Origin of the sequence: Streptomyces sp. NPDC023723 (genome assembly GCF_040639815.1) — a bacterium.
In the GTDB taxonomy this organism is placed as follows: domain Bacteria; phylum Actinomycetota; class Actinomycetes; order Streptomycetales; family Streptomycetaceae; genus Streptomyces.
The window spans coordinates 52,208-73,940 of sequence record NZ_JBFAAP010000024.1; the positions used below are offsets into that span (position 1 = coordinate 52,208).

Annotated in this window: 19 protein-coding genes and 5 pseudogenes; 6 read left to right on the plus strand and 18 right to left on the minus strand. The window is 70.9% G+C overall.

The window, feature by feature from the left end; all coding sequences use genetic code 11:
• Positions 1 to 4: 4 nt before the first annotated feature.
• From AB0G32_RS23725 to AB0G32_RS23770, 10 genes and pseudogenes are all read right to left on the minus strand, one after another.
• A complete protein-coding gene (locus tag AB0G32_RS23725; RefSeq protein ID WP_361166768.1) occupies positions 5 to 430 on the minus strand; it encodes an SsgA family sporulation/cell division regulator in 426 nt (141 codons plus the stop codon).
• A gap of 83 nt (positions 431 to 513) precedes the next feature.
• A complete protein-coding gene (locus tag AB0G32_RS23730; RefSeq protein WP_361166604.1) occupies positions 514 to 1,491 on the minus strand; it encodes an LLM class F420-dependent oxidoreductase in 978 nt (325 codons plus the stop codon).
• 52 nt (positions 1,492 to 1,543) lie between these two features.
• Entirely contained in the window at positions 1,544 to 2,503 is a 960-nt protein-coding gene (locus AB0G32_RS23735) for a threonine/serine dehydratase (protein ID WP_361166607.1), read from the minus strand.
• A 17-nt stretch (positions 2,504 to 2,520) separates the two neighbouring features.
• Positions 2,521 to 3,198 carry an AIM24 family protein gene (locus tag AB0G32_RS23740; RefSeq protein ID WP_361166610.1) on the minus strand — a complete coding sequence of 226 codons (678 nt, stop codon included), beginning with the start codon at positions 3,196 to 3,198 and terminating at the stop codon, positions 2,521 to 2,523.
• An 87-nt stretch (positions 3,199 to 3,285) separates the two neighbouring features.
• Positions 3,286 to 4,572 carry a CAP domain-containing protein gene (locus AB0G32_RS23745; RefSeq protein ID WP_361166613.1) on the minus strand — a complete coding sequence of 429 codons (1,287 nt, stop codon included), beginning with the start codon at positions 4,570 to 4,572 and terminating at the stop codon, positions 3,286 to 3,288.
• Between the two features lie 87 nt (positions 4,573 to 4,659).
• The gene (locus tag AB0G32_RS23750) at positions 4,660 to 5,022 is read right to left on the minus strand and encodes a UBP-type zinc finger domain-containing protein (RefSeq protein ID WP_361166616.1); all 363 of its coding nucleotides are present in this window, start codon (positions 5,020 to 5,022) and stop codon (positions 4,660 to 4,662) included.
• Positions 5,019 to 6,479 (minus strand): ATP-binding protein, encoded by a 1,461-nt coding sequence (locus AB0G32_RS23755; protein WP_361166619.1) that lies wholly within the window; start codon positions 6,477 to 6,479, stop codon positions 5,019 to 5,021. Before AB0G32_RS23755 ends, AB0G32_RS23750 begins: the two co-directional genes overlap by 4 nt.
• Complete coding sequence (locus AB0G32_RS23760) at positions 6,476 to 8,149, minus strand: FAD-dependent oxidoreductase (RefSeq protein ID WP_361166622.1); 1,674 nt, start codon at positions 8,147 to 8,149, stop codon at positions 6,476 to 6,478. Before AB0G32_RS23760 ends, AB0G32_RS23755 begins: the two co-directional genes overlap by 4 nt.
• Before the next feature lie 52 nt (positions 8,150 to 8,201).
• A pseudogene (locus AB0G32_RS23765) lies at positions 8,202 to 8,703 on the minus strand (GNAT family N-acetyltransferase).
• 20 nt (positions 8,704 to 8,723) lie between these two features.
• Positions 8,724 to 9,283 (minus strand): annotated as a pseudogene (locus tag AB0G32_RS23770) (transposase); the annotation flags it as partial.
• Between the two features lie 57 nt (positions 9,284 to 9,340).
• Between AB0G32_RS23770 and AB0G32_RS23775 the strand changes: the two are divergent.
• Together AB0G32_RS23775 and AB0G32_RS23780 are read left to right on the plus strand one after the other, a co-directional pair.
• Positions 9,341 to 9,526 carry a hypothetical protein gene (locus AB0G32_RS23775; protein ID WP_361166625.1) on the plus strand — a complete coding sequence of 62 codons (186 nt, stop codon included), beginning with the start codon at positions 9,341 to 9,343 and terminating at the stop codon, positions 9,524 to 9,526.
• A complete protein-coding gene (locus AB0G32_RS23780) occupies positions 9,523 to 9,834 on the plus strand; it encodes a type II toxin-antitoxin system PemK/MazF family toxin (RefSeq protein ID WP_361166628.1) in 312 nt (103 codons plus the stop codon). Before AB0G32_RS23775 ends, AB0G32_RS23780 begins: the two co-directional genes overlap by 4 nt.
• A 181-nt stretch (positions 9,835 to 10,015) precedes the next feature.
• Here AB0G32_RS23780 and AB0G32_RS23785 read toward each other — a convergent pair.
• Both AB0G32_RS23785 and AB0G32_RS23790 read right to left on the minus strand, forming a co-directional pair.
• Positions 10,016 to 10,611, minus strand: a pseudogene (locus AB0G32_RS23785) (transposase); the annotation flags it as partial.
• A 205-nt stretch (positions 10,612 to 10,816) separates the two neighbouring features.
• Positions 10,817 to 12,415 (minus strand): MFS transporter, encoded by a 1,599-nt coding sequence (locus tag AB0G32_RS23790; protein ID WP_361166631.1) that lies wholly within the window; start codon positions 12,413 to 12,415, stop codon positions 10,817 to 10,819.
• A 143-nt stretch (positions 12,416 to 12,558) separates the two neighbouring features.
• On the opposite strand from AB0G32_RS23790, the gene AB0G32_RS23795 reads away from it, so the two are divergent.
• On the plus strand, positions 12,559 to 12,891 hold the full coding sequence (locus tag AB0G32_RS23795) for a helix-turn-helix domain-containing protein (RefSeq protein WP_361166634.1): 333 nt from the start codon (positions 12,559 to 12,561) through the stop codon (positions 12,889 to 12,891).
• Positions 12,892 to 13,054: 163 nt separating this feature from the next.
• Here the strand turns inward: AB0G32_RS23795 and AB0G32_RS23800 are convergent.
• The 5 genes and pseudogenes from AB0G32_RS23800 to AB0G32_RS23820 all read right to left on the minus strand — a co-directional run.
• Positions 13,055 to 13,351: pseudogene (locus AB0G32_RS23800) on the minus strand (cytochrome P450); the annotation flags it as partial.
• A gap of 52 nt (positions 13,352 to 13,403) precedes the next feature.
• Positions 13,404 to 13,892: a beta-ketoacyl synthase N-terminal-like domain-containing protein gene (locus AB0G32_RS23805; protein WP_361166637.1), complete on the minus strand. Its 489-nt coding sequence runs from the start codon at positions 13,890 to 13,892 to the stop codon at positions 13,404 to 13,406.
• Positions 13,885 to 14,121: a phosphopantetheine-binding protein gene (locus AB0G32_RS23810; RefSeq protein WP_361166640.1), complete on the minus strand. Its 237-nt coding sequence runs from the start codon at positions 14,119 to 14,121 to the stop codon at positions 13,885 to 13,887. The genes AB0G32_RS23805 and AB0G32_RS23810 overlap by 8 nt, the downstream gene beginning before the upstream one ends.
• Before the next feature lie 8 nt (positions 14,122 to 14,129).
• Positions 14,130 to 15,350 (minus strand): MFS transporter, encoded by a 1,221-nt coding sequence (locus AB0G32_RS23815; protein ID WP_361166643.1) that lies wholly within the window; start codon positions 15,348 to 15,350, stop codon positions 14,130 to 14,132.
• A gap of 46 nt (positions 15,351 to 15,396) precedes the next feature.
• Positions 15,397 to 16,752 (minus strand): MFS transporter, encoded by a 1,356-nt coding sequence (locus AB0G32_RS23820; RefSeq protein ID WP_361166646.1) that lies wholly within the window; start codon positions 16,750 to 16,752, stop codon positions 15,397 to 15,399.
• A 288-nt stretch (positions 16,753 to 17,040) separates the two neighbouring features.
• On the opposite strand from AB0G32_RS23820, the pseudogene leuC reads away from it, so the two are divergent.
• The 3 genes and pseudogenes from leuC to AB0G32_RS23835 all read left to right on the plus strand — a co-directional run bounded on the left by leuC (position 17,041) and on the right by AB0G32_RS23835 (position 20,455).
• A pseudogene (leuC, locus tag AB0G32_RS23825) lies at positions 17,041 to 18,436 on the plus strand (3-isopropylmalate dehydratase large subunit).
• 48 nt (positions 18,437 to 18,484) lie between these two features.
• Positions 18,485 to 19,084, plus strand: coding sequence for a 3-isopropylmalate dehydratase small subunit (gene leuD / locus AB0G32_RS23830; protein WP_361166649.1), 600 nt, complete (start codon positions 18,485 to 18,487; stop codon positions 19,082 to 19,084).
• 495 nt (positions 19,085 to 19,579) lie between these two features.
• The gene (locus tag AB0G32_RS23835) at positions 19,580 to 20,455 is read left to right on the plus strand and encodes a universal stress protein (RefSeq protein WP_361166652.1); all 876 of its coding nucleotides are present in this window, start codon (positions 19,580 to 19,582) and stop codon (positions 20,453 to 20,455) included.
• Between the two features lies 1 nt (position 20,456).
• On the opposite strand, the gene AB0G32_RS23840 is transcribed toward AB0G32_RS23835, so the two are convergent.
• Positions 20,457 to 21,731, minus strand: a complete 1,275-nt coding sequence (locus AB0G32_RS23840) for a DUF4032 domain-containing protein (RefSeq protein WP_361166655.1) — start codon at positions 21,729 to 21,731, stop codon at positions 20,457 to 20,459.
• Positions 21,732 to 21,733 lie beyond the last annotated feature (2 nt).

Genomic DNA, 21,733 nt, shown 5'->3' on the forward strand with positions numbered 1-21,733 from the left:
CGGCTCAGCCCGCGTCGATGACCTCCGCCAGGAAGTCGTCGACGCGGAACTCCTCGCGGCCCGGCGCCACGACCGCGTGCGTCTCCCGCAGGAAGGCCGAGACCGCCGGCGCCCAGGCGAACACCACGGCGTGATGGCGGTCCCCGTCGGCGCGGGGATCGCCCAGAAACTCCAGGCGCAGCTCCTCCAGCCCCTCCGCCGACACCGGCCGCAGCCGTACGTCGCCGATCCCGACCGGGCGCAGCAGGCCCTCGGCGACCATCTCCCGGTCCAGCGTCCAGCGGGCCAGTACGTGGCCGTCGTGGCTGAAGGTCAGGGTGAGCGCGAACGGGTCGGCGGCGTCGTACCCCAGGTGGGCGAAGACGGGACAGCGCTCCGCCTCGCCCGCCTGGAGCTGTACGACGAGCGTGTGGTGCACGAGGGAGTTCACGAAGGGGCCTCCGGAAAGGAACATGCTGGAACTGTCCGTGTACCCCCGCGTTGCGCGGCATGCTCCGTCGTCCGGGTGATTGCTCAGGAGCCGCCCAGCGCCGCGCGCAGCGCCGGCAGCAGGGTCTTCTCGGACCAGTCCAGGAAGGCCGGCTGGGACTCGCCGCCGATCTGCACCAGCGCGATCTCGGTGAACCCGGCCTCGGCGTAGGGCCGCACCGCCTCGACGAAGGCGTCCGGGTCGTCGCCGCACGGGATGGACCCGGCGACGTCGTCCGGTGTGACGAACTGGGTTGCGGCCGCGAAGGAATCCGGGTGCGGCAGCTCGGAGTTGACCTTCCAGCCCAGGCCGAACCAGCGGAACTGGTCGTGCGCGCGCCGGATCGCGGTCTCCCGGTCCGGGTCGTAGCACACCGGCAGCTGGCCCACCCGCGGCTTGCCCGCGCCGCCGTGCCGGTCGAAGGAGTCCAGCAGCTCCGGCTTCGGCTCGGTGGCGATCACCAGGTCGGCGAACCGGCCCGCCAGGGCGCAGGACCGCTCGCCGGAGACGGCCATGCCGATGGGCGGCGGGCTGTCCGGCAGGTCCCACAGCTTGGCGGACTCCACGTCGAAGTGTTTGCCGCGGTAGTTGACGTGGCCGCCGTCGAACAGCGCCCGGATGATCTCCACGGCCTCCTGGAACATCTCGTGCCGTACGTCGGCGGTCGGCCAGCGCCGGCCCACCACGTGCTCGTTGAGGTTCTCGCCCGAGCCCAGCCCGAGCCGGAACCGTCCCTCGGACAGCTCCTGCATGGTCGCCGCCTTCTGCGCGACCACCGCCGGGTGGTACCGCATGGTCGGGCACGTCACGTACGTCATCAGCGGGATGCGCCGGGTCGCCTGGGCCGCCGCGCCCAGCAGGCTCCACGCGTAGGGGGAGTGTCCCTGGGAGCGCAGCCACGGGAAGTAGTGGTCCGAGGTGACCGAGAAGTCGAACCCTGCCTCCTCGGCCCGGACCAGATGGCCGACCAGTTCCCGGGGGCCGGCGTGTTCGGTCATCATCGTGTATCCGATTTGCACCATAACCGCCGGGTCCCCTGCCGGGCCGGGTGAAAACGGCCCGGCATCTCCGCCGTCAGGACAGCTGGAAACGGGCGGACCAGGCCGCCATGTCGGTGGCCGTCGCGTTGCCCCCGCACACCACGAACCCCAGCCGGGCCCCGTCGCCCACCCGCTCCCGTACCCGCCGGGCGGCGGGCAGCAGACAGCCGGCGGCCGGCTCGGTCCACAGCTTCGCGTGCTCGGCCAGCTCCAGCGACCCCTGTACGGCGTCCCGGTCGGACACCACCAGCACCTCGTCGACCAGGGCGGACACATGGTCGTAGGTCAGCCGCGAGACGGCCGGGGCGCTGAGGGTGGAGACGATCGAGGACACCTCGACCGGCAGCGGACCGCCCGCCGCCAGCGCCCGGGACATCGCCTCCGCGCCCTCGGTCTCCACGCCCCACACCCGTACGTCCGGCCGCGCGGCCCGCAGCGCCGCCGCCACCCCGGCGATCAGCCCACCGCCGCCGATGCTCACCAGGACATCGGTGAGGTCACCGGCGTCGGCGGCGAACTCCAGGCCGACGGTGCCCTGCCCGGCGATCACCACCGGATCGTCGAACGGGTGCACCGTGGTCAGGCCCTCCTCGCCCAGCCGGGCGGCGAGCGCGAACGCCTCGGCCATGCCGTCCGTCAGCCGCACCGACGCGCCCGCGTCCTCGGCGATCCGCACCGAACGCGCGGGCGCCGAACGCGGCATCACCACGGTGGCCTTCACCTCGAGGTCGGCGGCCATCACCGCCAGCGCGATGCTGTGGTTGCCGCCGCTGACCGCGACCACCCCGGCGGCCCGCTCCGCCTCGCCCAGCGACAGCAGCTTGGCCACCGCGCCGCGCGCCTTGAACGAGCCGGTGCGCTGGAGCAGCTCCAGTTTGGCGGTGACCGGGACGCCGAGCAGTGCGGACAGCCCGGGACTCGGCACCGTCGGCGTGCGCACGACATGCCCGGCGATCCGCGCCGCGGCGGCTTCGATCTCTGCGATACCGATCAAGTTCAAGGAAGTGCCTTTCAGTGCTGCTGCGCCTTCTGCGGGGTCGCCTCGCTGGGCCGGACGACAACGTACCCCTGGCCCTGGAGCATCAGCTGTACGGCCTCCCCGGAGCCGCCGCGCAGCATGGAGCCGATCGACTGCGAGCGGTGCAGGGAGGTCTGGAGTCCGGCGGTCCAGCCGACCACCGCGTCGGTGTCGACGTACACCGGGTACTGCGCGGAGACCGGGATGACCAGCGGGGTGCCCTCGCACACCAGGCCCAGCCGGCCCTGGCCGGTGAAGACGCTGTTGAACAGGCCGCCGCCGCTGATGCCGGCGCCCTTGACGGTGGCGATGCGGTACGCCAACGAGGCGTCGAAGCACAGCACGTTGCGGCCGTTGACCGTGAACTCGTCGCCCTGGTCCACCTCCACGACGAAGCAGTTCTGCGCCTCGTGGGCGAACCACGCCTCGCCCTGGCCGCGCACCGCCATCAGCGGCAGGCCCTCGCCGGTGACCGCGCGCTTGAGCATGCCGCCCACGCCCTGGCCCTTGCGCTCGAACTGGAGGCTGCCGCGGTAGGCGACCATCGCGCCCTGCCGGGCGAGCATCTCGCCCTGGACCGTGTACCGGATGCATTTGGAGTTCTCGACGGTCATGCCCGGTGCCTGCGCGGGCTGGACCATGTGCTCACTGGAAAAGAGGTCACCCTTCATGCGGGCATCCTGTCCCGGACGGGACCCCTCCGCCAAGATCGGGGCGAGATCGGGGCCGGATCGGGGCCGGATCGGGATCAACCGGGGTCAGCCCCCGAACAACTGGGTCCAGTAGGTGCCCGCCCGGCCGCCGCCGGCCAGACCGATGCCGACGTGGGTGAACTCGGCTCTCAGGATGTTGGCGCGGTGCCCCGGACTGTTCATCCAGCCCTCCACCACCGCGTCCGGCGAACGCTGGCCGCAGGCGATGTTCTCGCCGATGGTGCCCCGCGCGGCGCCGGCGGCGACGGCCCGGTCGCGGGGGCCGGCGCCGCCCGGGGAGGTGTGCGAGTAGAAGTCCCGGGCCACCATGTCGGCGCTGTGCGCCTGCGCGGCGGCGGTGAGCCGGGGGTCGGCGGCCAGCGGCCGAAGTCCCGCCGCGGCGCGCTCCCGGTTGGTGCGGGCGACGACCTCGGCGGCCGTCCGGGCCAGCCCGGCGGCGGTCAGCGGCGAGGCCCACAGCGCGGTCCAGTAGGTGTCGCCCGCGGGCCCGCCGGCGACCTGGGCCAGGCCGACGTGGATGTGCGCCGGGTCGCACAGGATACGGCGGGCGCCCTCGCTCTCCAGGCAGTACCCGACGAACTCGTCCGGCGTGCGCGGTCCGGACACCAGGTGCTCGCCCACGGACAGGTACGCGTATCCGGCGGTCAGGGCACGCTGGTAGACGGAGATCCCGTCCCGGGTCTGCACGCTCAGGGTGCCCGCCGCGGCCATCGCGGCGGCGTGTGCGCGGGCGGCGGCGGTCAGCCGGGCGTCGAGGGCGACGGGCGGGGAACCGGCGGCGGCGCGGGCGGAGTTGACCGCCCGCAGCGGGTCACCGCCGCCGCTCGGGCCGCCGCCCGGGTCCGCGGGGCTCTCGTCGACGACGTCCACCCCGAAGTCGCGGGCCAGCCCGGCCAGTCCGTCCGCGTAGCCCTGCCCCAGGGCCCGCAGTTTCCAGCCGGCGCCGCGCCGGTAGAACTCCGCGAGCAGCAGCACCGTCTCGCCCGCCGGGCGCGGCGGTGTGAACCGGGCCAGGGCGCGGCCGTCCGGGTCCGTGACGCGCAGGGCGGGGGAGGGCAGCGCGCTCAGCGGGGTGTCCGGGTCGGCGGCGCTGACGGCGACCGTCACCCGGGCCGCGCCCGGGCGCAGTGCGCCCGGGTCGACGGTGAGCGTGCCGTCGCGCAGCCGGGCGCCGGGGGCGTCCGGCTGGTTGTAGAAGACGAAGTCGCCGTCGCCGGCGACCTTGCCGCCGGCGTCCGTGACGAGCGCGGAGACGTCGAACCGTCCCGGCACCCGCACCTGAACGGGACCGGCCGGCAGGGCGACGTTCCCGCCCGGGACCAACTCCTGCATGGCACCGCCCTGTCGTCGGGCTCGCGCTTTCGATGGGGGCACAGGGAGAACGGGCGGGGCGGCACGGGGGTTCCCGGCCGGGCGGCGTCAGCCCCGCAACGAGCGGGCCCAGTCCGCCGGCACGCGGCCCGCCGGGCCGGGGGACGGCTGGTCCGCCGGATGGCCGGCCGGCGGGGCCAGCTCCGGTCCGTCCTCGCGCAGCCGGCCGGTGGCGTAGTCCCAGAACCAGTCCTCGCCGGGTTCGTAGCTCTGCACCACCGGGTGCCCGAAGGCCTGGAAGTGCGCGGTGGCGTGCTGCCCGGGTGAGCTGTCGCAGCAGCCCACGTGGCCGCAGGCGGCGCAGCGCCGCAGATGGAACCACCATCCGCCGGCCGCGTCGCACTCGACGCACCCCGCGCCGCTCGGCGGGACGGCGGGATCGAACGCCTGGTCGTCGTGGATGTCACTCATGCCGGCTCCTCGGTCGTCGGTTCCGGCTCCGCCGCGGTGAGCGGCAGGAGCACCTGGAAACGGGTGTCGCCCGGCCGGGAGTCCACCTGGAGGCTGCCGTGGTGCTTGTTGACCACGATCCGCCAGGAGATGTCCAGGCCGAGCCCGGTGCCCTCGCCCACCGGCTTGGTGGTGAAGAACGGGTCGAAGATGCGGTCGCGGATCTCCGGCGGCACCCCCGGCCCGGTGTCGCGGAACTCCACCAGCAGCCGGTCGTGGTCGCGGGCCGTGCGCACGGTCAGCGTCCCGTCGCCACCCCCGTCGTTGATCGCGGACACCGCGTTGTCGATCAGGTTGGTCCACACCTGGTTCAGCTCCGCCGGGTAGGCGGGGACGCCCGGGAGCGTGCGGTCGTACTCCTTGACCACCTTGATCCGCGGGCCGGTCTTGCCGGACAGCATCAGCAGGGTGGAGTCGAGGAGTTCGTGGACGTCGGCGACCCGGTAGGGCGCGCGGTCCAGCTGGGAGTACTGCTTGGCGGCGTTCACCAGGTGCGAGATCCGGGCCGTGGAGTCCCCGATCTCGTTCATCAGCAGCTCGGTCTCGACCGTGTAGTTGAGCCAGCCGACCGCGTTCGGCAGGATCTCCGTGCCGACGGCCGCCGCGACCTGGTCCAGCCACTCGGTGTCCAGGCCGGCCTGCACGAAGGTCGGCGCGAGCTGCCAGCCGTCCCGGATGTTGTGGTCGTCCAGCCAGTCGGTGACCGCGTCCTCCCGGTCGGCGGCCTCCATCGGGCTCAGCGCGGGCGCCTTGGCGACCCGCTCGGCGGTGCGTTCCTGGATGTCGATCAGCTCGGCCAGCGCCTCCTGGGAGAACGGCCCCCCGGCGATCACCGCGAGCTTGTGCCGCATCTTCGCCACCCGCTCGCGCAGCGAGGCGGTGGCCCGCACCGCCGCCGCGGCCGGGTTGTTCAGCTCGTGGGTGAGCCCGGCGGACAACGAGCCGAGCGCCAGCAGCCGTTCGCGCTGCCCGACCGCCCGCTGGCTGTTCTTCGAACCGAAGAACAGCCCCTCCAGCAGATGCACCGCCATCGGGAACCACTCCTGCATGATGCTCGCGAAGGTGTCCGCGGGCAGCACGAAGAACCGGGTCGGCTCGGTCACGCGCAGCGAGTTGTTGTAGGTCTGCGGCACCCGGTCCCCGAGGTACGCCTGCATCGCCCCGGCGTACACCCCGGGCCGGGCGGCCCGGTTGGTCTCCACCTCGTCCCCGCCGACCCGGCGGGAGAGCACCACGGTGCCCTCCAGCAGCACGTAGAAGCAGGTGGCGGGGGAGCCCTCGGCGTACACCGGGCCGGGTTCGAACAGCTCCACCCGGCCCTCGGCGCACAGCCGGCCGAGCTGCTCGGGGGTCAGCTTCTCGAACAGGAACAGCGCCCCGATCTCACCGGGGCTGCACGGCATCGGGCGGCCGCTCACGACTGCTCCAGATACCGGTGGACGAGCATCACGGCCATGGCTCCCTCTCCTACGGCGGACGCGACCCGCTTGGCGGACTCGGCGCGGGCGTCGCCCGCCACGAACACGCCCGGGACGCTGGTCTCCAGGTGGTACGGCGGCCGGTCCAGCTCCCAGCCGGCCGGCGGCCGGCCGTCGGCGCCGAGGTCCGGCCCGGCCAGGATGAACCCGCGGTCGTCGCGCGCCACCGTGCCGTCCAGCCAGTCGGTCAGCGGGGCCGCGCCGATGAACACGAACAGCCACTGCGCGTCGACCAGTTCGCGCTCGCCGGTCTCCGCGTCGCGCAGCGTGAGCCGCTCCAGCCGGCCGTCGCCGTGCGCGGACTCGACGACCGTGCCGCAGCGCACCACGATGTTGGGGGTCTGCTCGATCTGCTGGATCAGGTAGTGCGACATCGACGCGGCCAGCGACGGGCCGCGCACCAGCAGCGTGACCGACTTGGCGCCCCGGGCCAGGTACATCGCCGCCTGTCCGGCCGAGTTGGCGCCGCCGACGATGTACACGTCGTGGCCCTGGCAGCCGGCCGCCTCGGTCAGCGCCGAGCCGTAGAAGACGCCGCAGCCGGCCAGGTCCGCGGTGCCCGGGGCGGCCAGCTCCCGGTAGGAGACGCCGGTCGCCAGGATCACGCTGTGCGCGGCGAGCGCCGAGCCGTCGGAGAACCGTACGGTCCGCGCCGACCCGTTGACCTCCAGGCCGGTCACCTCGCGCGCGGTGAGGATCTCGGCGCCGAACTTGGTGGCCTGCCGCCGGGCCCGGTCGGTGAGCTGGGCGCCGGAGACGCCGTCCGGGAAGCCGAGGTAGTTCTCGATCCGGCTGGACTGCCCGGCCTGGCCGCCGGTCGCCGACCGCTCCACCAGGACCGTGCGCAGCCCCTCGGAGGCGCCGTACACGGCCGCGCCGAGGCCGGCCGGGCCGCCGCCGATCACCACCAGGTCGTAGAAGTCGGCGGCCGGCGTCGTCGCCAGGCCGACCCGGGCGGCGAGGTCGGTGGCCTCAGGCTCGACCAGCGCGGTCCCGTCCGGGGTGATCACCACCGGCAGCCGCTGCCCGTCCTGCCCCGCGGCCGACAGCAGTCGCCGTCCCTCCGGTTCGTCGGCGGAGTACCACCGGTAGGGCACCTGGTTGCGGGCCAGGAACTCGCGGACCTCGGAGCAGCGGGCCGAGAAGCGGTGGCCGACGACCTTGGTGCTGGGCACCGGCTTGTGGTCGTCGGCCCGCCAGGCGGCGAGCAGGTCGTCCAGGACCGGATAGAGCTTCTCCTCCGGCGGGTCCCACGGCTTGAGCAGGTAGTGGTCCAGGTCGACCACGTTGATCGCGTCGATGGCCGCGTTGGTGTCGGCGTACGCGGTCAGCAGCACCCGTCGCGCCGCCGGGTAGACGTCCATCGCCTGTTCGAGGAACTCGATGCCGTTCATCCTGGGCATCCGGTAGTCGGCGAGGATTACGGCGACCAGATCGCCGCGGAGTTTCAGTTCGCGCAGCGCCTGGAGCGCGGACTCCCCGGACTCCGCGCGCACGATGCGGTGCGCGGCGCCGTAGCGCCGCCGCAGGTCGCGGGCGACGGCCCGGGACACACCCGGGTCGTCGTCCACGGTCAGAATTACACCTGCGGTTGATTGGGAAGGAGACATAGCGCGACCGTAAGGGACAGGGGAGGGGCGAGCAATTGTCAATTTCTGTGGATCACTGAAGTCGCGGCTCGATGCACCGATGCCATCGGATCTCGCCGCCATGCTGCTCGTCGGTGGGCGTGAATCCGGCGGCAGTGGCGACGGCGGCGGATGTTCGGTGTTCGGGGTGGATGTGGGCGATGACAGTGTGCACCGGCTGCCGGCTGAGCCAGTCGACGAGTCCTCGGGCCGCTTCGGTGGCGATGCCGCTGCCCTGCCACGGGGTTCCCACCACCCAGGCGATCTCTGCCACGAGGCCGTTGCCGCAGGGGCCGACCGGCGCCTGGATCGTGCCCGTCAGGCAGGACTCGTCGCGGAGCCGGAACACCCGGTCAGCCAGGTACGAACGGTTCCGGGGAGTGAGCGGCCATGCGCCGGTAGCGCGAGCGTAGGGCCTGCTCGGTGTCCGGGGCGCCGCCGATGAAGGTTCGCAGGGCGGGATCGGACAGCACCGTGGCCATCCCGGCTGCGTGCTCGACGTGCAGCGGCAGCAGGTCCAGCCTGCTGGTGCTCATGGCCCGTGCCGTCAGGATGCTCACGCCGCGACCGCCTCGGGGCGCTCGACGAGCACGCCGTTCTTGAACTTGGCGCCGGCGCGAACGAGGGCGACGAGGTGCGCGCCGGTAACGGCCCGCCACCGTTCCTGGGCCGATTCGACGAGCTTGACGACCATGGCCAGGGCGGCGGCCGGGCCGCCCGCTCCGCGGATGACCTTGGTCCGAAGCTGGACCGAGCTGAACGCTGAACGTCGATTCGATCAAATTCATCCTTCTCTAATGGACCCAGTGCTCGGCGGGAAAGTCGTAGAAGGCCAGCAGCTCATCGGCCTCCTCGGTGGCCTTTTTGACGGCCTTGGGCCACTTCGCCTGGTAGTCGCGGGCGAACTCCTTGATCGCCTTCTCGGCGTGGTTTGCGGTCCTCGGCGTTGTAGATCTCCTGCAGGGCCTTCTTCGCGCCGGGCTGGGCGGACTGCGGCAGTGCGTTGACCACGTACCGGGTCTTGTGGACCCAGCACCTTTGGTGTCTGGCCTGCGGAAACACCTCCGCGAGCGCCCGCCGCAGGCCCGTCGCGCCGTCCTCCACGACGAGTTCGGGATCGCGCATGCGGGACATGGTTTCCATGACGCCACTCTTGCCACTAGATTTGGTGGCATGACTGCCATCACCCTTCGGGTCCCCGACTCCATGGACAAGCCGCTGCGCGACGCCGCAGCGGGCGCTCCGTCACTCAACGACTACATCCTGCGCGCAGTGCGCCGGCAGATGACACTCGACGCTGCCCGCAAGCTCGCCGCCATCGCTCCGCTCGACCTCGAGGGCGAGGGCGACGCCCTGTGACCATCCGCAAGGGCGACGTCTGGGACGTCGACACGGGCAAAGGCACGCGCACCGTGCTCGTCGTCAGCCTCGACGGCCTCGCCGAGGCGTACGGCGCCGTCGTCGTCCTGCCCCTCCACGCCCCGGCGCAGCACCCCGACACGGCGATGAGTGTGCACCTGACCGCACCGGTCGACGCCTCCCTCGTCGCCGTCAACCTCCTTCAGCTCTCCGCACACCGCTTCGAGACCGCCACACCGCACGGAAACATCGGCTCTCAACAACAGGATCTCGTCGACAACGCCATCCGCGCGGTTCTGGACCTATAGGCGCGCCGGTACCCGGCGGACACGGCAGGGGGCCGGCACGGGCACACCGCCTCCCCGGCCAAAACCCGAGCCGGACACCTGGCGGGTCGGGCGGTTCCCGGGGATGAGGGATGAGGGACGCGCGTTCAGGGAGAGACCGCTGAGGCGTGGCGCGGCGCTGCGGCCGGGCGCCGGCCATGATGCCGAGGACTTCGCGGCCGCCGTCCTCGGTGACGCCGGTGGCGATGACGACGGCGCGGGAGGCGATCTGCTGGTCGACGCGGGCCTTGAGGCAGGTGGCGTCGAGGTAGACGTAGGGGAAGCGGATGTGGTTCAGGGGGCGGCCGCGGAAGGCGGTGAGGCTTTCGTCGAGGCCGCCGCAGATCCGGGAGACCTCGCTCTTGGAGATGCCGGTGTCCGAGCCGAGGGCTTTGACCAGGTCGTCGACGCTGCGGGCGGACACGCCATGGACGTACGCCTCGATGATGACGGCGTAGAGGGCCGGGTCGACGCGGCGTCGGCGTTCCAGGAGGCTGGGGAAGAAGGTGGCGGCTCGGAGTTTGGGGATCGCGAGTTCCAGGTCGCCGGCCTGGGTGGTCAGATCCGTTTGCGGTGGCCGTTGCGGTAGGCGGTGCGGGTCTCGGTGTGCTCGCCCCATGCGGCACCGATGTGCTGTGTCGCCTTGGCTTCTGTCAGTTCTTGCAGGACTCGTTCGGCCGCGGTCCGGACGATCTCCAGTCCGTCCGCCGAGCGTAGTGACTCCAGAAGGCGGAGCAGGTCATCATGGGCCAGGGTCATCGTGCACCTCCCGGTCGGATTCGCCGTTCACCGCGGAGACTCGCACGGTGGCCCATCCTCGTTCAGGGCGCATGTGCGGTCCACCAGGGGCACCGCGGTGGCGATCCGGGCGCACATCGGCCAAGAACGGCTACGTGGGGCGCCATCGTGCGGTTTCGAGGCGCACGCAGAATCTGCTGTTGCCGTTCGGTGGGGACCTCGCTCGTCATTCTGCTGCCGAACAGTCGCTTTCGGATCCGCGCAGCATCGACGCGATGGCGACGAGGAGAACGAGGCAGATCGCGGCAAGGATCCACAGGACGTTGTGGAAGGCTCCGTCGTAGGTGTTGACGAGGAAGTCTCCGAAGGCGTCGCGGCTGGATGCCGCCATCCGGCCGACAGGGCCGCTGATGTCACCGACAGAGACCTCCCCGGCAAGAGTGCCGGAGTTGCCGTGGAAGGGGAACGCGCTGATTCCGTCACGGACTTTGGAGGAGACGGTCGTTGTCAGGAGGGAGGCGTAGACAGCCACGGCGACGGCTTCACTGCCCAGCCGCAGAGTGTTGAGGAACCCAGCCGCCATGCCGGCCTGCTCGGGAGCCACCATCTCCAGCGCCTGCCCGTCGACAAGGCCGGCGGCGAGGGCCATGCCCGCACCGGTGACGAGCATGGGGAAGGCGACGGTGGCGATCGAGACCTCGGGCGAGTAGAGCATGAGCCCGAGGTCGCCGACGATCAGGCAGGCGATGCTGACGTAGATGATCCGCATGGCGGGGACGCCGCGGGAGACCAGCCGGGCCGCGAGCAGGGGGCAGATCAGCATCGGGACGGTGAGCAGGACCATGATCAGTCCAGCGGTGCCCGTGCTGTAGCCGCCGGCGGCGGTGAGATAGCTGGGCAGGTACGTCAGCATGGTCACGAAGCCGAAGGAGCCGGCGACCGGGACCAGACACAGCGCCACGAAGCGGCGATTGCGGAGCAGCGCCAGGTCGAGCATGGGCTGCTCCCGGCGCTTTTCCACCGAGGTGAACACGACGAGCGCCACGATGGCCCCGGCGAACAGCACGAGCACTCCCACGCTGCCCCAACCCCACTGGGACCCCTGAACGATGCCGCAGGTCAGCAGGAACATCGCGACGATGAACACGAGGCTGCCCAGCACGTCGATCCGGGCGCCCTTCTTGCGCTCCTCCCGGGTTTGGCGCGCGATGATGGGCACCAGCGCCAGGACGACGGCGAGAGCCACCGCGTGCAGGACGAACACCCAGCGCCAGCCCGCGTTCTCCACGAGGGTGCCGGAGATGGACGGGCCGGCGGAGATGCCGATGCCCGCGACGGTGCCGAAGAGCGCGAAGGCTTTGGCGCGAGCTGGGCCGTCGAAGACGGTGGACAGGATGGCGCTGCCACAGGCGAAGATCGCGGCACCGCCGAGTCCTGCGAGGGCGCGGGCGGCATCGAGAACGTAGATGTTCGCGGCGAAGATGCTGCCGACGGAAGCGAGGGTGAAGACGGCGGCACCGAGTGCGAACGCCTTGACGCGGCCGATGATGTCCGCGATGGAGCCCCAGACGAGGGTGAAGCAGGCGAAGGCCACGTTGAAGGCGTTGGCGACCCACTGCACGGGGCCGACGCTCGCGTGCAGCCCGGTCGCAACGGATGGGAGTGCGACACCGGTGCCGGAAATCGACGTGGGGACGACGAACACGGCGAGCAGGACGGCGACAAGGGTGAGTGTCTGCCGGGGGCTTTTGGCCGGCGCTCCGTCAGGGCCGTTGGCAGGCGAGCCGGATGGGGAGTCCGGTGCGGCGTCGGTGACTGCTGACATGGGTGAACTCCAAAGGTGGGCCGACAGTCGGCCCAAGGTTAGAAATTTTCCGAACCTGAGAGTGGCAGGTGGGGAGGTACGATGCAAGTGGAACCTTCGGGCCGGGGTTGTTTCCCGGACGAAACAAGGGACGGGAGAGGGCGATGCCCGACGAGGAAGGCCACCCCGGTCGCGAGGAGATGGACCTCCGCATGGTGCTCAGCGCACTGGCGGACCCGTTGCGCTACGAGGTCATCTCCACGTTCGTACGGGAAGAGGTGGGCACCGAACGCAACTGCTCGTCCTTCGGCTTCGACATCTCCAAGTCCACGCTCAGCCACCACTTCCGCATCATGCGGGAGGCGGGCCTGATTCGGCAGGTCGACCGCGGCAACAGCCGCAAGGCACACCTGCGCCACGAGGACCTGGAGGCCCGATTCCCGGGCCTCCTGGACCTCGTTCGCGCGAACCCCGGCCTACCAGCGCACCGGAAGTGACGTCGGCCGGCGCAGCAGCGTCCCGTGGTCCCACGGCAGTTCGGCCGGATCGGCGTCCAGGGTCAGGGCCGGGAACTCCCGCACCAGATGCGACAGCAGGGGTGTTGATCTGCATCCGGGCCAGGGCCGCGCCCATGCAGTGATGCATCCCGTAGCCGAACTGCAGATGCCGCTTGCCCTCCCGGTCCAGGTCGATGACCAGCGGGTCGGAGAAGGCTTCGGGATCGCGGTTCGCCGCGAAGGCGTCCGCGTAGACGAGGTCGCCCGCCATGATGCGGCCTTCGATGAGCTCGACATCGTGGCGCGCCACCCGCGGGAAGGTGGAGATGGTGCCGAGCGGTATCAGCCGGATCAGCTCCTCGACCGCCTTGGGGACGAGGTCCGGATCCGCTACGAGCCTGCTGTAGAGCGAAGGGGCACAGAGCAGCGAATAGACGACCTTGGTCAGTACGGACAGCACGTTCTGGTCGGCGCCCAGTACCGATGCGAACAGCAGGCCGACCAGTTCCTGGTCACGTCACCGCCGCACCCCCGAGGGCGAGTTCGACGGAGACCGCGGTGGAGATGCTGCCCGGGTCGACCTGGGGGATGAGCCGCGGATCCAGCTGCTCCCCCGCGCCCTCCACCCATTGGGCGGATAGGCGCTCCATGGCCTGGGACTCACCGTTCGTGGTGCCGAAACAGCTGACGGTGCGTTCCTGGCTGAGAAATTCCGGTGAGATCCCCGAGTTGAGGACCGCCCCTCGGGCCGCCGCCGCGGCGAGCTGGGCACTGCGACCCCAGTGCGGGGCATCCGGCGACTTCAAGTGCCGTGCCGGGGCGAATCCCCGGACCTCTCCGGCGAGGAGACGCTCGAATCCTGTGGAGTCGAACCGCTCGATCGGAGCGACCCCGGACTGCCCGGACCGGATGGCGTTCACGACGCTGTCAGCGTCGTGCCCGAGCGAGCTGATGGCCCCCAGTCCGGTGACAGCGACTCTGCGGCGGCCGTGTTCAGCCACGGACGTCCTCCGCCGCCACGCGCTTCTCCACCAGGGCGTAAGCGGTCGGAAGATCGTCCAGCTCGGTCAGCTCGTCCTGCGGGATCTTGATGCCGAGGTCACGTTCGAAGCGGGAGAAGATTTCGATGACGAGCAGGGAATCGGCCTCGAAGTCGTCGGCGAAGCTGCTCTCGTCGGCGGGCTCGGCCTCCAGCACATCGGCCACGATCTCGCGTATCTTCTCCCGCATCTGCCGCTTCAGACAGACCCCTTGGCGGGCTCCACCTGTCCGGAGTCGCCTGATGTCTGCTCGGCCGACCGCTCGCGCTTCGGTACGGGCACGGCCAGCGCCGCTGCGCCCGCGATGACCGCCGCCAGCCCGAAGCCCGCGGCGTAGCCTGCGGCGCCGATCAAGGCGCCGATCAGGGGCGGGGTCAGGGAAGCTGTCACGTTCTGGCCGGTGTTCTGGATTCCCATGGCACGGCCGGACCAGGAGCGTCCCGCGAGTTCCGCGACCGCCGTGAAGGCCAGGCCGTTGGTGCTCGCCGTGATCCCGCACGCGATGACCAGCAGAACGTCCGAGGCCGGTGTGGGCCACACCGCACCCAGGGCGGTCAGGCAGAGCACTGCGGCTGTGGTGTAGGCCAGTTGACGCATGGGGCGTACGCGGCTGGCGACACGGTCGGACCAGCGGCCCGCCACCACACGGGAGAGGGCACCGAGTACCTGGGCGAAGGCGAGGAGCTGACCGGCCGCGACGGCGCCGTAACCGCGCACGTCGACCAGGAAGACCAGGGCGAAGGCGCTCGCCGTGAACTGCGGGACACACAGCAGGGCACTCGTTCCATGGAGGCGCCACAGGGAAGGGCTGCGGTAGGGATTGCCAGACCCCTCCTCGGGCCTGGTCCCCGAACTCGACGTGTCTCGAGCAGGGTTGACCGTCAGTGCGCCCACCAGGAGGGCGAACAATGCACACAGTGCGGCGCAGAAGACCCCCGGGCCTCGTACCCCGAAGGATTCCGAGAGCCTCGGGATGCACAGCGCCGCGACGCCCATGCCCAACGGCGTCGACGTCTGGCGGATCCCCATCGCAAGGCCGCGCTCCTTGGCGGAGAACCAGCCCATCACCAGGCGGCCGCTGGCCGCGTACACCGAGGCGCCGGCGGCCCCGGACAGGGCGAAGAGGAGACCCAGTGGGACCAGGCCCGATACCTGAGTGCCAAGGGCGAGGAGCGCCGCGGTCGCTGTCAGGCCTGCTGTGATGACGATGCGCTCGCCGATGCGGTCGGCCAGCGCGCCCCAGGCGACCAGGGCAAGGACCAGGCCGGCGGTGGGGCAGGCGACGACGAGCCCGACCTGACTAAGACTCAGGGAACTGTTGCGACGCAACTCGTCGGACATGTAGGGCAGTCCGTAGACAAAGACACAGGCGACAGTCTGTGCTCCGGTGCCCAGCGCAAGAATCAGCCAGCGTCTCATGGAGGGGTCCTTTCTCTGTTCTCTTCTGTGGCGCCGACCGCGGGCCTCAGGAACGGCGCTGTGGCGAAGTGGTGTTGGTGGTGGCCGACGCGGTCGTCAAGGAATTTCCTCCGGCGCCCGGGATGCCCTGCCGGCTGGCCCGCTCACCGCGGACGGCGGCGATCCCGGTGCTGATGCCGAGAAGTGCGGCCGCTGTCGTGACGGAGAGGGCCGCCCCCATCCGCCCGGTGAAGTCGGAGGTGTTGAGGATCGAGCCGAAGACGGCGACGGAAATGAGTCCACCGCTCTGGCGCAGGGTGTTCTGTACGCCGGAGGCGAGTCCCGACTGTTCGGGGGGAGTGCTGGACACCACGATCGACGCGGCGGCGGACGGCGTGAAGGTGGAACCGCAGTCGATGAGGAAGATGCCGATGGCGATGCGGCTGTGCGGCGTCGACGCGTCGGTGCCGTACAGGGTGAGAGCGCCGAGCAGCATCGTCGTGAAGCCGGTGACCATCATGACCGGGTGCCCGAAGCGCTTGGACAGTGGCCGGTAGAGGAAGAAGGGGGCCAGAACCGTGCCGACGGTCATCGGGAGCAGTGCCCGGCCGGTGGCGCCCGGAGTCCAGCCACGGGCCTGCTGGAAGTAGAGAGACATCACGAACAGCGCCCCGTAGGAGAGGAATCCGGTGAATCCCAGACTGAGCAGAGCGGACGTGCGCATTCGGTACGAGAAGAAGGACAGCGGCAGCAGCGGCGAGTGAACCCGGCGCTCCACGACGGTGAAAAGCAGCCCGGCTGCCACTCCCGCGGCGAACAGGCCGAGCGTCAGTGGCGCCGACCAGCCGAGTGCGCCGCCCGCGATGAGGGCCCCGGTGATCAGACCGAGCGCGCTCATGCCGAGGAGCTGCCCCGGCAGACCGACCCGGGCGGTGCCCTGCTCGTTCGGCTTCAGGCAGAGCATCACCATGATCCAACTCAGCGTGCACGCCAGGGCGTTGATCAGGAAGATGCTGCGCCAGCCGAAGGAGTCCACGCGCGCTCCGCCGACCAGCGGACCTGCGGCGACGGCGATCGCGGAGGTTGCCACCCACACGACGGCGGCCTTCTCGCGCCGCGCCTTGTCGGGGAAGACATGCGGGATCAGCGCGAGGGTCGCGCGCAGCAGGGCGCTCGCGCCCAAGCCCTGCACCGCGCGTGCCGCGATGAGTACGGCCGGGGAGGGGGCGAGGCTGCACGCCGCGGAGGCAAGGGTGAACAGTACGAGCCCGGCGCAGAGTGAGCGGCGCAGGCCGAACCGGTGGCCCAGCGAACCTCCGGCGAGCAGTAGGGCTGCCAGGACGAGCTTGTAGCCGTTTGATGGCCCATTGGGCCTGGGCCATGGAGGCGCCCAGGTCGTGACGTAGATCGGGGATCGCCACATTGAGCACGCTGCCGTCGAGGATGACGGCGAAATAGCCCAGGCAGATCCCCAGAAAGCCCGTCGTGTTGCGCATGAGCCTCTCCCTTCTCGGGGCGGTCGCAACTTGAAGATGGTGTATTGAGTTTCGAACGTATGCAGGTCAGAGGCGTGAAGTCTGCAATACGAGACAAATATCCCGCAGTGTGAGACGGAGATGGGTGTTGGGTATCGGGTCAAGTGAACTATGGTGTACGCCAGTTGAGACACAGTGTCTCGGATGGTGATACGGGCACGATGGGACGGACGATCGTGGGGCGGACACTCGCCGAGAAGCTGTGGGACACGCATGTGGTGCGGCGCGCGCCGGGGGAGCCGGACCTCCTCCACATCGATCCGCACATGCTTCACGAGGTGACCAGCCCGCAGGCGTTCGGTGGCCTGCGTGAGGCGGGCCGCCCCGTGCGCCGCCCGGATCTCACCATCGCCACCGAGGACCACAACGTCCCCACCACGAGCCTCACGCAGATCGAAGACCCGCTCTCATGCGCGCAGTTGGAGACTCTGCGGGCCAACTGCGAGGAGTTCGGCGTACGCGTCCACTCTCTGGGCGACCTCGACCAGGGCATCGTGTTCGTCGTCGGTGCCCAGCTCGGCCTGGCCCACCCCGGCATGACACTGGTGTGCGGTGACTCGCACACCTCGACCCTGGGTGCCTTCGGCTGTCTCTCCTTCGGGATCGGCACCTCGCAGGTCGAACATGTGCTGGCCACCCAGACGTTGCCGATGACACCCTTCAGGACGATGTCGGTCACCGTCGAGGGCACCCCGCCGCCCGGTGTCACCGCGAAGGACATCATCCTCGCGGTGATCTCCGAGATTGGCACCGCCGGCGGCCAGGGCCACGTGATCGAATACCGTGGCGAGGCCATCCGGCAGCTGAGCATGGAGGGTCGGCTCACGGTCTGCAACATGTCCATCGAGGCGGGCGCGCGCGGGCCTCGTGGCCCCCGACGAGACGACGTTCGCGTACCTCAAGGGCCGCCCGCACGCCCCGTCCGAGGGTGACTGGGACCGCGCGGTCGAATACTGGACGACTTTCCGTACGGACAAGGACGCCGCCTTCGACCGCGAAGTCGTCATCGACGCCACAGAGCTGAGCCCGTACGTCACCTGGGGCACCAACCCTGGCCAGGGTGCCCCGCGCGGCGCGAGCGTCCCCGACCCGGCTTCCTTCGAGGACGACGAGAAGCGGGCCGCGGCGGAGAAGGCCCTGGCCTACATGGGCCTCGCGGCCGGCACCCCGCTGCGTGACGTCGCCGTCGACACCGTCTTCCTGGGCTCGTGCACCAACGGCCGCATCGAGGACGTGCGGGTCGCGGCCGACGTGCTCAAGGGCCGCAGGGTCGCAGACAGTGTGAGCATGCTAGTCGTTCCCGGTTCGGCAAAGGTGCGGCTACAGGCGGAGGCAGAAGGAATCGACAAGGTCTTCAAGGAGGCGGGCGCCGACTGGCGGTTCGCCGGCTGCTCGATGTGCCTGGGCATGAACCCCGACAAGCTCGCCCCCGGCCAGCGTTCGGCCTCGACCTCCAACCGCAACTTCGAGGGACGGCAGGGTAAGGGCGGACGTACTCATCTGGTCTCCCCGCCGGTCGCCGCGGCCACCGCCGTCACGGGGCGGCTCACCGCTCCCGCCGATCTGGGTTGACGAGCGCCGCTTCCCCTGCCGCTTACCGCTGAAGAAGGACCGACTACCATGCAGAAATTCACCGTTCACACCGGCCGCGTGATGCCGCTGCGGCGCTCCAATGTCGACACCGACCAGATCATCCCGGCTTCCTTCATGGAACTCGTCACCCGCACGGGCTTCGCCGAGGGCCTCTTCTCTGCTTGGCGCGACGACCCGGACTTCGTACTCAACCACCCCGAGCGGCAGGGTGCCGACATCGTCGTCGCGGGTCCCGACTTCGCCACCGGCTCCTCGCGTGAGCACGCGGTGTGGGCACTGCAGGAGTACGGCTTCGCAGTGGTCATCTCCTCCCGCTTCGCGGACATCTTCCGCGGCAACTCCCTCAAGCGCGGACTGCTCACGGTGATCCTGCCGCAGCACCAGGTCGAGCAGATCTGGACGCTGACCGAGCAGGACCCGCAGGCACAGGTCACCGTCGACCTTGTCGAGCGTCAGGTCCGTGCGGGCGACGAGACATTTCCCTTCGACTTCGACGACGTGGCCCGGCACCGGCTGCTCAATGGCCTGGACGACATCTCGCTGACGATGAACCACATCGCGGAGATCGAGGAGTACGAGACGCGGCGCCCGGACTTCACGCCGCTGACGCTTCCCGCGCGGGTCTGAACCGACAGCACTGACCCGCCGACCTCCCTGCCACGTCACAGCGATCAGCGGTCAACCCACAACCACCACCACAACATCGCCCTCGACGTCGGCACCCGCTCCATCCTCGCTCGGCGCCTGACTCCGCTCGGCACGAAAGCCATCGACATCGGCCTACTCCTCGCCGATGTCATGACCCCCGAACCCATGCGTCCAGCCTGGGCCGCAGCCGTGCGCTGCCAGATGCTCCGCGTCCCTTACCGGCGCCACCTCAGCCTGGACGAACGCCTCGCCGAAGCCGCCACCCGCCCCGTCATCTACCTCGAGACCCTGCTCTACGACTACGGTCATGATGGCGGTCCGTGCCGTCTCGGCGGCCTGTGCCATACGTCCCCCGCGTCGTATGTCCGATCCGGACGCGTTGCCCGGTGGGCGGGCCCGCCCCCGGCTCGGCTGCCGACATGCGTAGGGAAGACTGGCCGCGCAGGCCATCACCGCGACGCAGGGAGGAACCGCATGACGCGCCCGATCACGGCAGGGGTGGACGGATCGGAGGAGAGCCTGGCGGCACTGGCCTGGGCGGCCCGGCAGGCGGTCCGGCACGGGGCGGCGCTGCGGGTCGTGCACGCCTGGCGGTTCGAGCCGCGGCAGGCGGAGCCGGCGGGCGACCGGGCCGCGCAGGAGCGCTGGGTGCGCGAGACGCTGGCGCGCGCGGTGGGCTCCGTGACCGGGCAGCACCGCGGCCTGGAGGTCACCACCGATGTGGTCGAGGGTGACCCGGTGCGGGCGCTGGTCGCCGCGGCGGCCGACACCGGCGCGCTGGTGCTGGGCTCGCGCGGGCACGGTACGGTCGTCGGCTTCCTGCTGGGTTCGGTGGGCCAGCAGGTGATCGCCGAGGCCGCCCGGCCGGTGGTGCTGGTCCGGGCCGGCGCGGACCGGCCCGCCGACGAGGTGGCCGGGCACGAGATCGTCGTGGGCCAGCAGGGCGAGCCGGCGGACAGCGCCGAGGTGCTGCGGTTCGCGTTCGAGGCGGCCGCCGCCCGCGGGGCCGCCGTCCGCGCGGTACGGGCCTGGACGCTGCCGCCGCTGTTCTCCTACAGCCCCGGCTCGCTCAAGCTGCTGGACGACGCCGGGGGCCTGGAACCCTATGAGCACAAGGCCCTCGCCGAGGCGCTGGAGCCGTGGCGGGAGCGCTACCCCGAGGTGTCCGTGGTCGAGCACGTGGAGATGGGCAGCGCCGGACAGGTCCTGCTGTCGGTGGCCGGGCGGGCCCAGCTGATGGTGGTCGGCCGCCGCGCCCGCCGCTCCGCCGTGGGCGCCCGGATCGGCTCGGTCGCGCACGGGGTGCTGCACCACGCGGGCTGCCCGGTGGCCGTCGTCCCGCACGCGTGAGTCAGTCCTCGGCCGTCGGCTGGAGTGTCTCCCGGGCCCTGGGCAGCACGTTGGCGGTGTAGTCCTCGACGGCGGTGCCCAGGCCGATGTCGTGCTGGGCCTGCTCGGACAGGTACCAGCGGTGCTCCAGCAGCTCGTGGTAGATCTCCGCCGGGTCCATCGAGCCGCGCAGCTCGCGGGGCACCGCCCGCACGGTCGGCCGGAACACCTCGCGCACCCAGCGGTGGGCCAGCACCTCCGGGCGGGCGCCATGGGGGTCCCCCCGGCTCGAACGCAGCTGAGAGAGAGGGGGAGGGTCGCCGGGCGCGTAGTCGTCCTGGGTGGCCATCCAGGACTCCAGGTCGTTCAGCAGCCGCCGGGCCTGGTTCTCCTCGGCGTCCAGGCCGGTCAGCCGCAGCAGTTGGCGCTGGTGGTGCCCGGCGTCGACCACCTTGGGCACGAACGTGACGGTGGCGCCGCCCGAAGCGTGCTCGATCTGCATCTCCGCCACGTCGAAACCGAGGTCGTTGAGCCGCCGTATCCGCCGCTCTATGTAGTGGTACTTGCCCGCCGGGTACACCGAGGTCCGGGTCAGCTCCTGCCACAGGTCCCGGTAGCGGGCACAGATCTCGGTGCCGAACTCGATGGCGTCCACCGAGGGGTGCAGCGCGCCGGACGCCTCCAGGTCCAGCAGTTCGCCGCTGATGTTGACGCGGGCGAGGTCGAGGTCGTAGTCCCGCTGGCCGTCGCTCAGCCGGGGGTGCAGCTCGCCGGTCTCGGCGTCCACCAGATAGGCGGCGTAGGCGCCCGCGTCGCGCCGGAACAGGGTGTTGGACAGCGAGCAGTCGCCCCACGCGAACCCGGCCAGGTGCAGCCGCACCAGCAGCACCGCCAGGGCGTCCATCAGCCGGTGCATGGTCGCCGGGCGCAGCGTCGTCTCGAACATCGACCGGTACGGCATCGAACCGCCCAGGTGCCGGGTGATCAGCACCGGCTCCAGCGGCTCGCCCGCCGCGTCCGTACGGCCGGTGACCACGCCGAGGGCGTCCACCGCCGGGATGCCGAGCCGGTCCAGGTCGCGCAGCAGCTCGTACTCGCGCAGCGCGGGCCGCTGGGCCAGCTCCTTGACCGCGACGATCTCGGCACCGGCGCGCGCGTAGCGCACCACGTGCCGGGAGATGCCGCGCGGCAGCGGCACGAGGTGCTTGTCGGGCCACTCCTCCAGCGGGATGTGCCAGGGGAGTTCGAGCAGGAGCGCGGGGTGCTCCGGGTTGGTGGCACTGATCTGCAAGGCCATGG

What these genes read in the sequence shown, in the direction of transcription:
- AB0G32_RS23730 (WP_361166604.1), bottom strand. Translation starts at nt 1,491, where the DNA reads ATGGTGCAAATCGGATACACGATGATGACCGAACACGCCGGCCCCCGG.
- AB0G32_RS23740 (WP_361166610.1), bottom strand. Translation starts at nt 3,198, where the DNA reads ATGAAGGGTGACCTCTTTTCCAGTGAGCACATGGTCCAGCCCGCGCAG.
- AB0G32_RS23745 (WP_361166613.1), bottom strand. Translation starts at nt 4,572, where the DNA reads ATGCAGGAGTTGGTCCCGGGCGGGAACGTCGCCCTGCCGGCCGGTCCC.
- AB0G32_RS23750 (WP_361166616.1), bottom strand. Translation starts at nt 5,022, where the DNA reads ATGAGTGACATCCACGACGACCAGGCGTTCGATCCCGCCGTCCCGCCG.
- AB0G32_RS23760 (WP_361166622.1), bottom strand. Translation starts at nt 8,149, where the DNA reads ATGTCTCCTTCCCAATCAACCGCAGGTGTAATTCTGACCGTGGACGAC.
- AB0G32_RS23775 (WP_361166625.1), top strand. Translation starts at nt 9,341, where the DNA reads ATGACTGCCATCACCCTTCGGGTCCCCGACTCCATGGACAAGCCGCTG.
- AB0G32_RS23790 (WP_361166631.1), bottom strand. Translation starts at nt 12,415, where the DNA reads ATGTCAGCAGTCACCGACGCCGCACCGGACTCCCCATCCGGCTCGCCT.
- AB0G32_RS23795 (WP_361166634.1), top strand. Translation starts at nt 12,559, where the DNA reads ATGCCCGACGAGGAAGGCCACCCCGGTCGCGAGGAGATGGACCTCCGC.
- AB0G32_RS23810 (WP_361166640.1), bottom strand. Translation starts at nt 14,121, where the DNA reads ATGCGGGAGAAGATACGCGAGATCGTGGCCGATGTGCTGGAGGCCGAG.
- AB0G32_RS23815 (WP_361166643.1), bottom strand. Translation starts at nt 15,350, where the DNA reads ATGAGACGCTGGCTGATTCTTGCGCTGGGCACCGGAGCACAGACTGTC.
- AB0G32_RS23820 (WP_361166646.1), bottom strand. Translation starts at nt 16,752, where the DNA reads ATGTGGCGATCCCCGATCTACGTCACGACCTGGGCGCCTCCATGGCCC.
- leuD (WP_361166649.1), top strand. Translation starts at nt 18,485, where the DNA reads ATGCAGAAATTCACCGTTCACACCGGCCGCGTGATGCCGCTGCGGCGC.
- AB0G32_RS23835 (WP_361166652.1), top strand. Translation starts at nt 19,580, where the DNA reads ATGACGCGCCCGATCACGGCAGGGGTGGACGGATCGGAGGAGAGCCTG.
- AB0G32_RS23840 (WP_361166655.1), bottom strand. Translation starts at nt 21,731, where the DNA reads ATGGCCTTGCAGATCAGTGCCACCAACCCGGAGCACCCCGCGCTCCTG.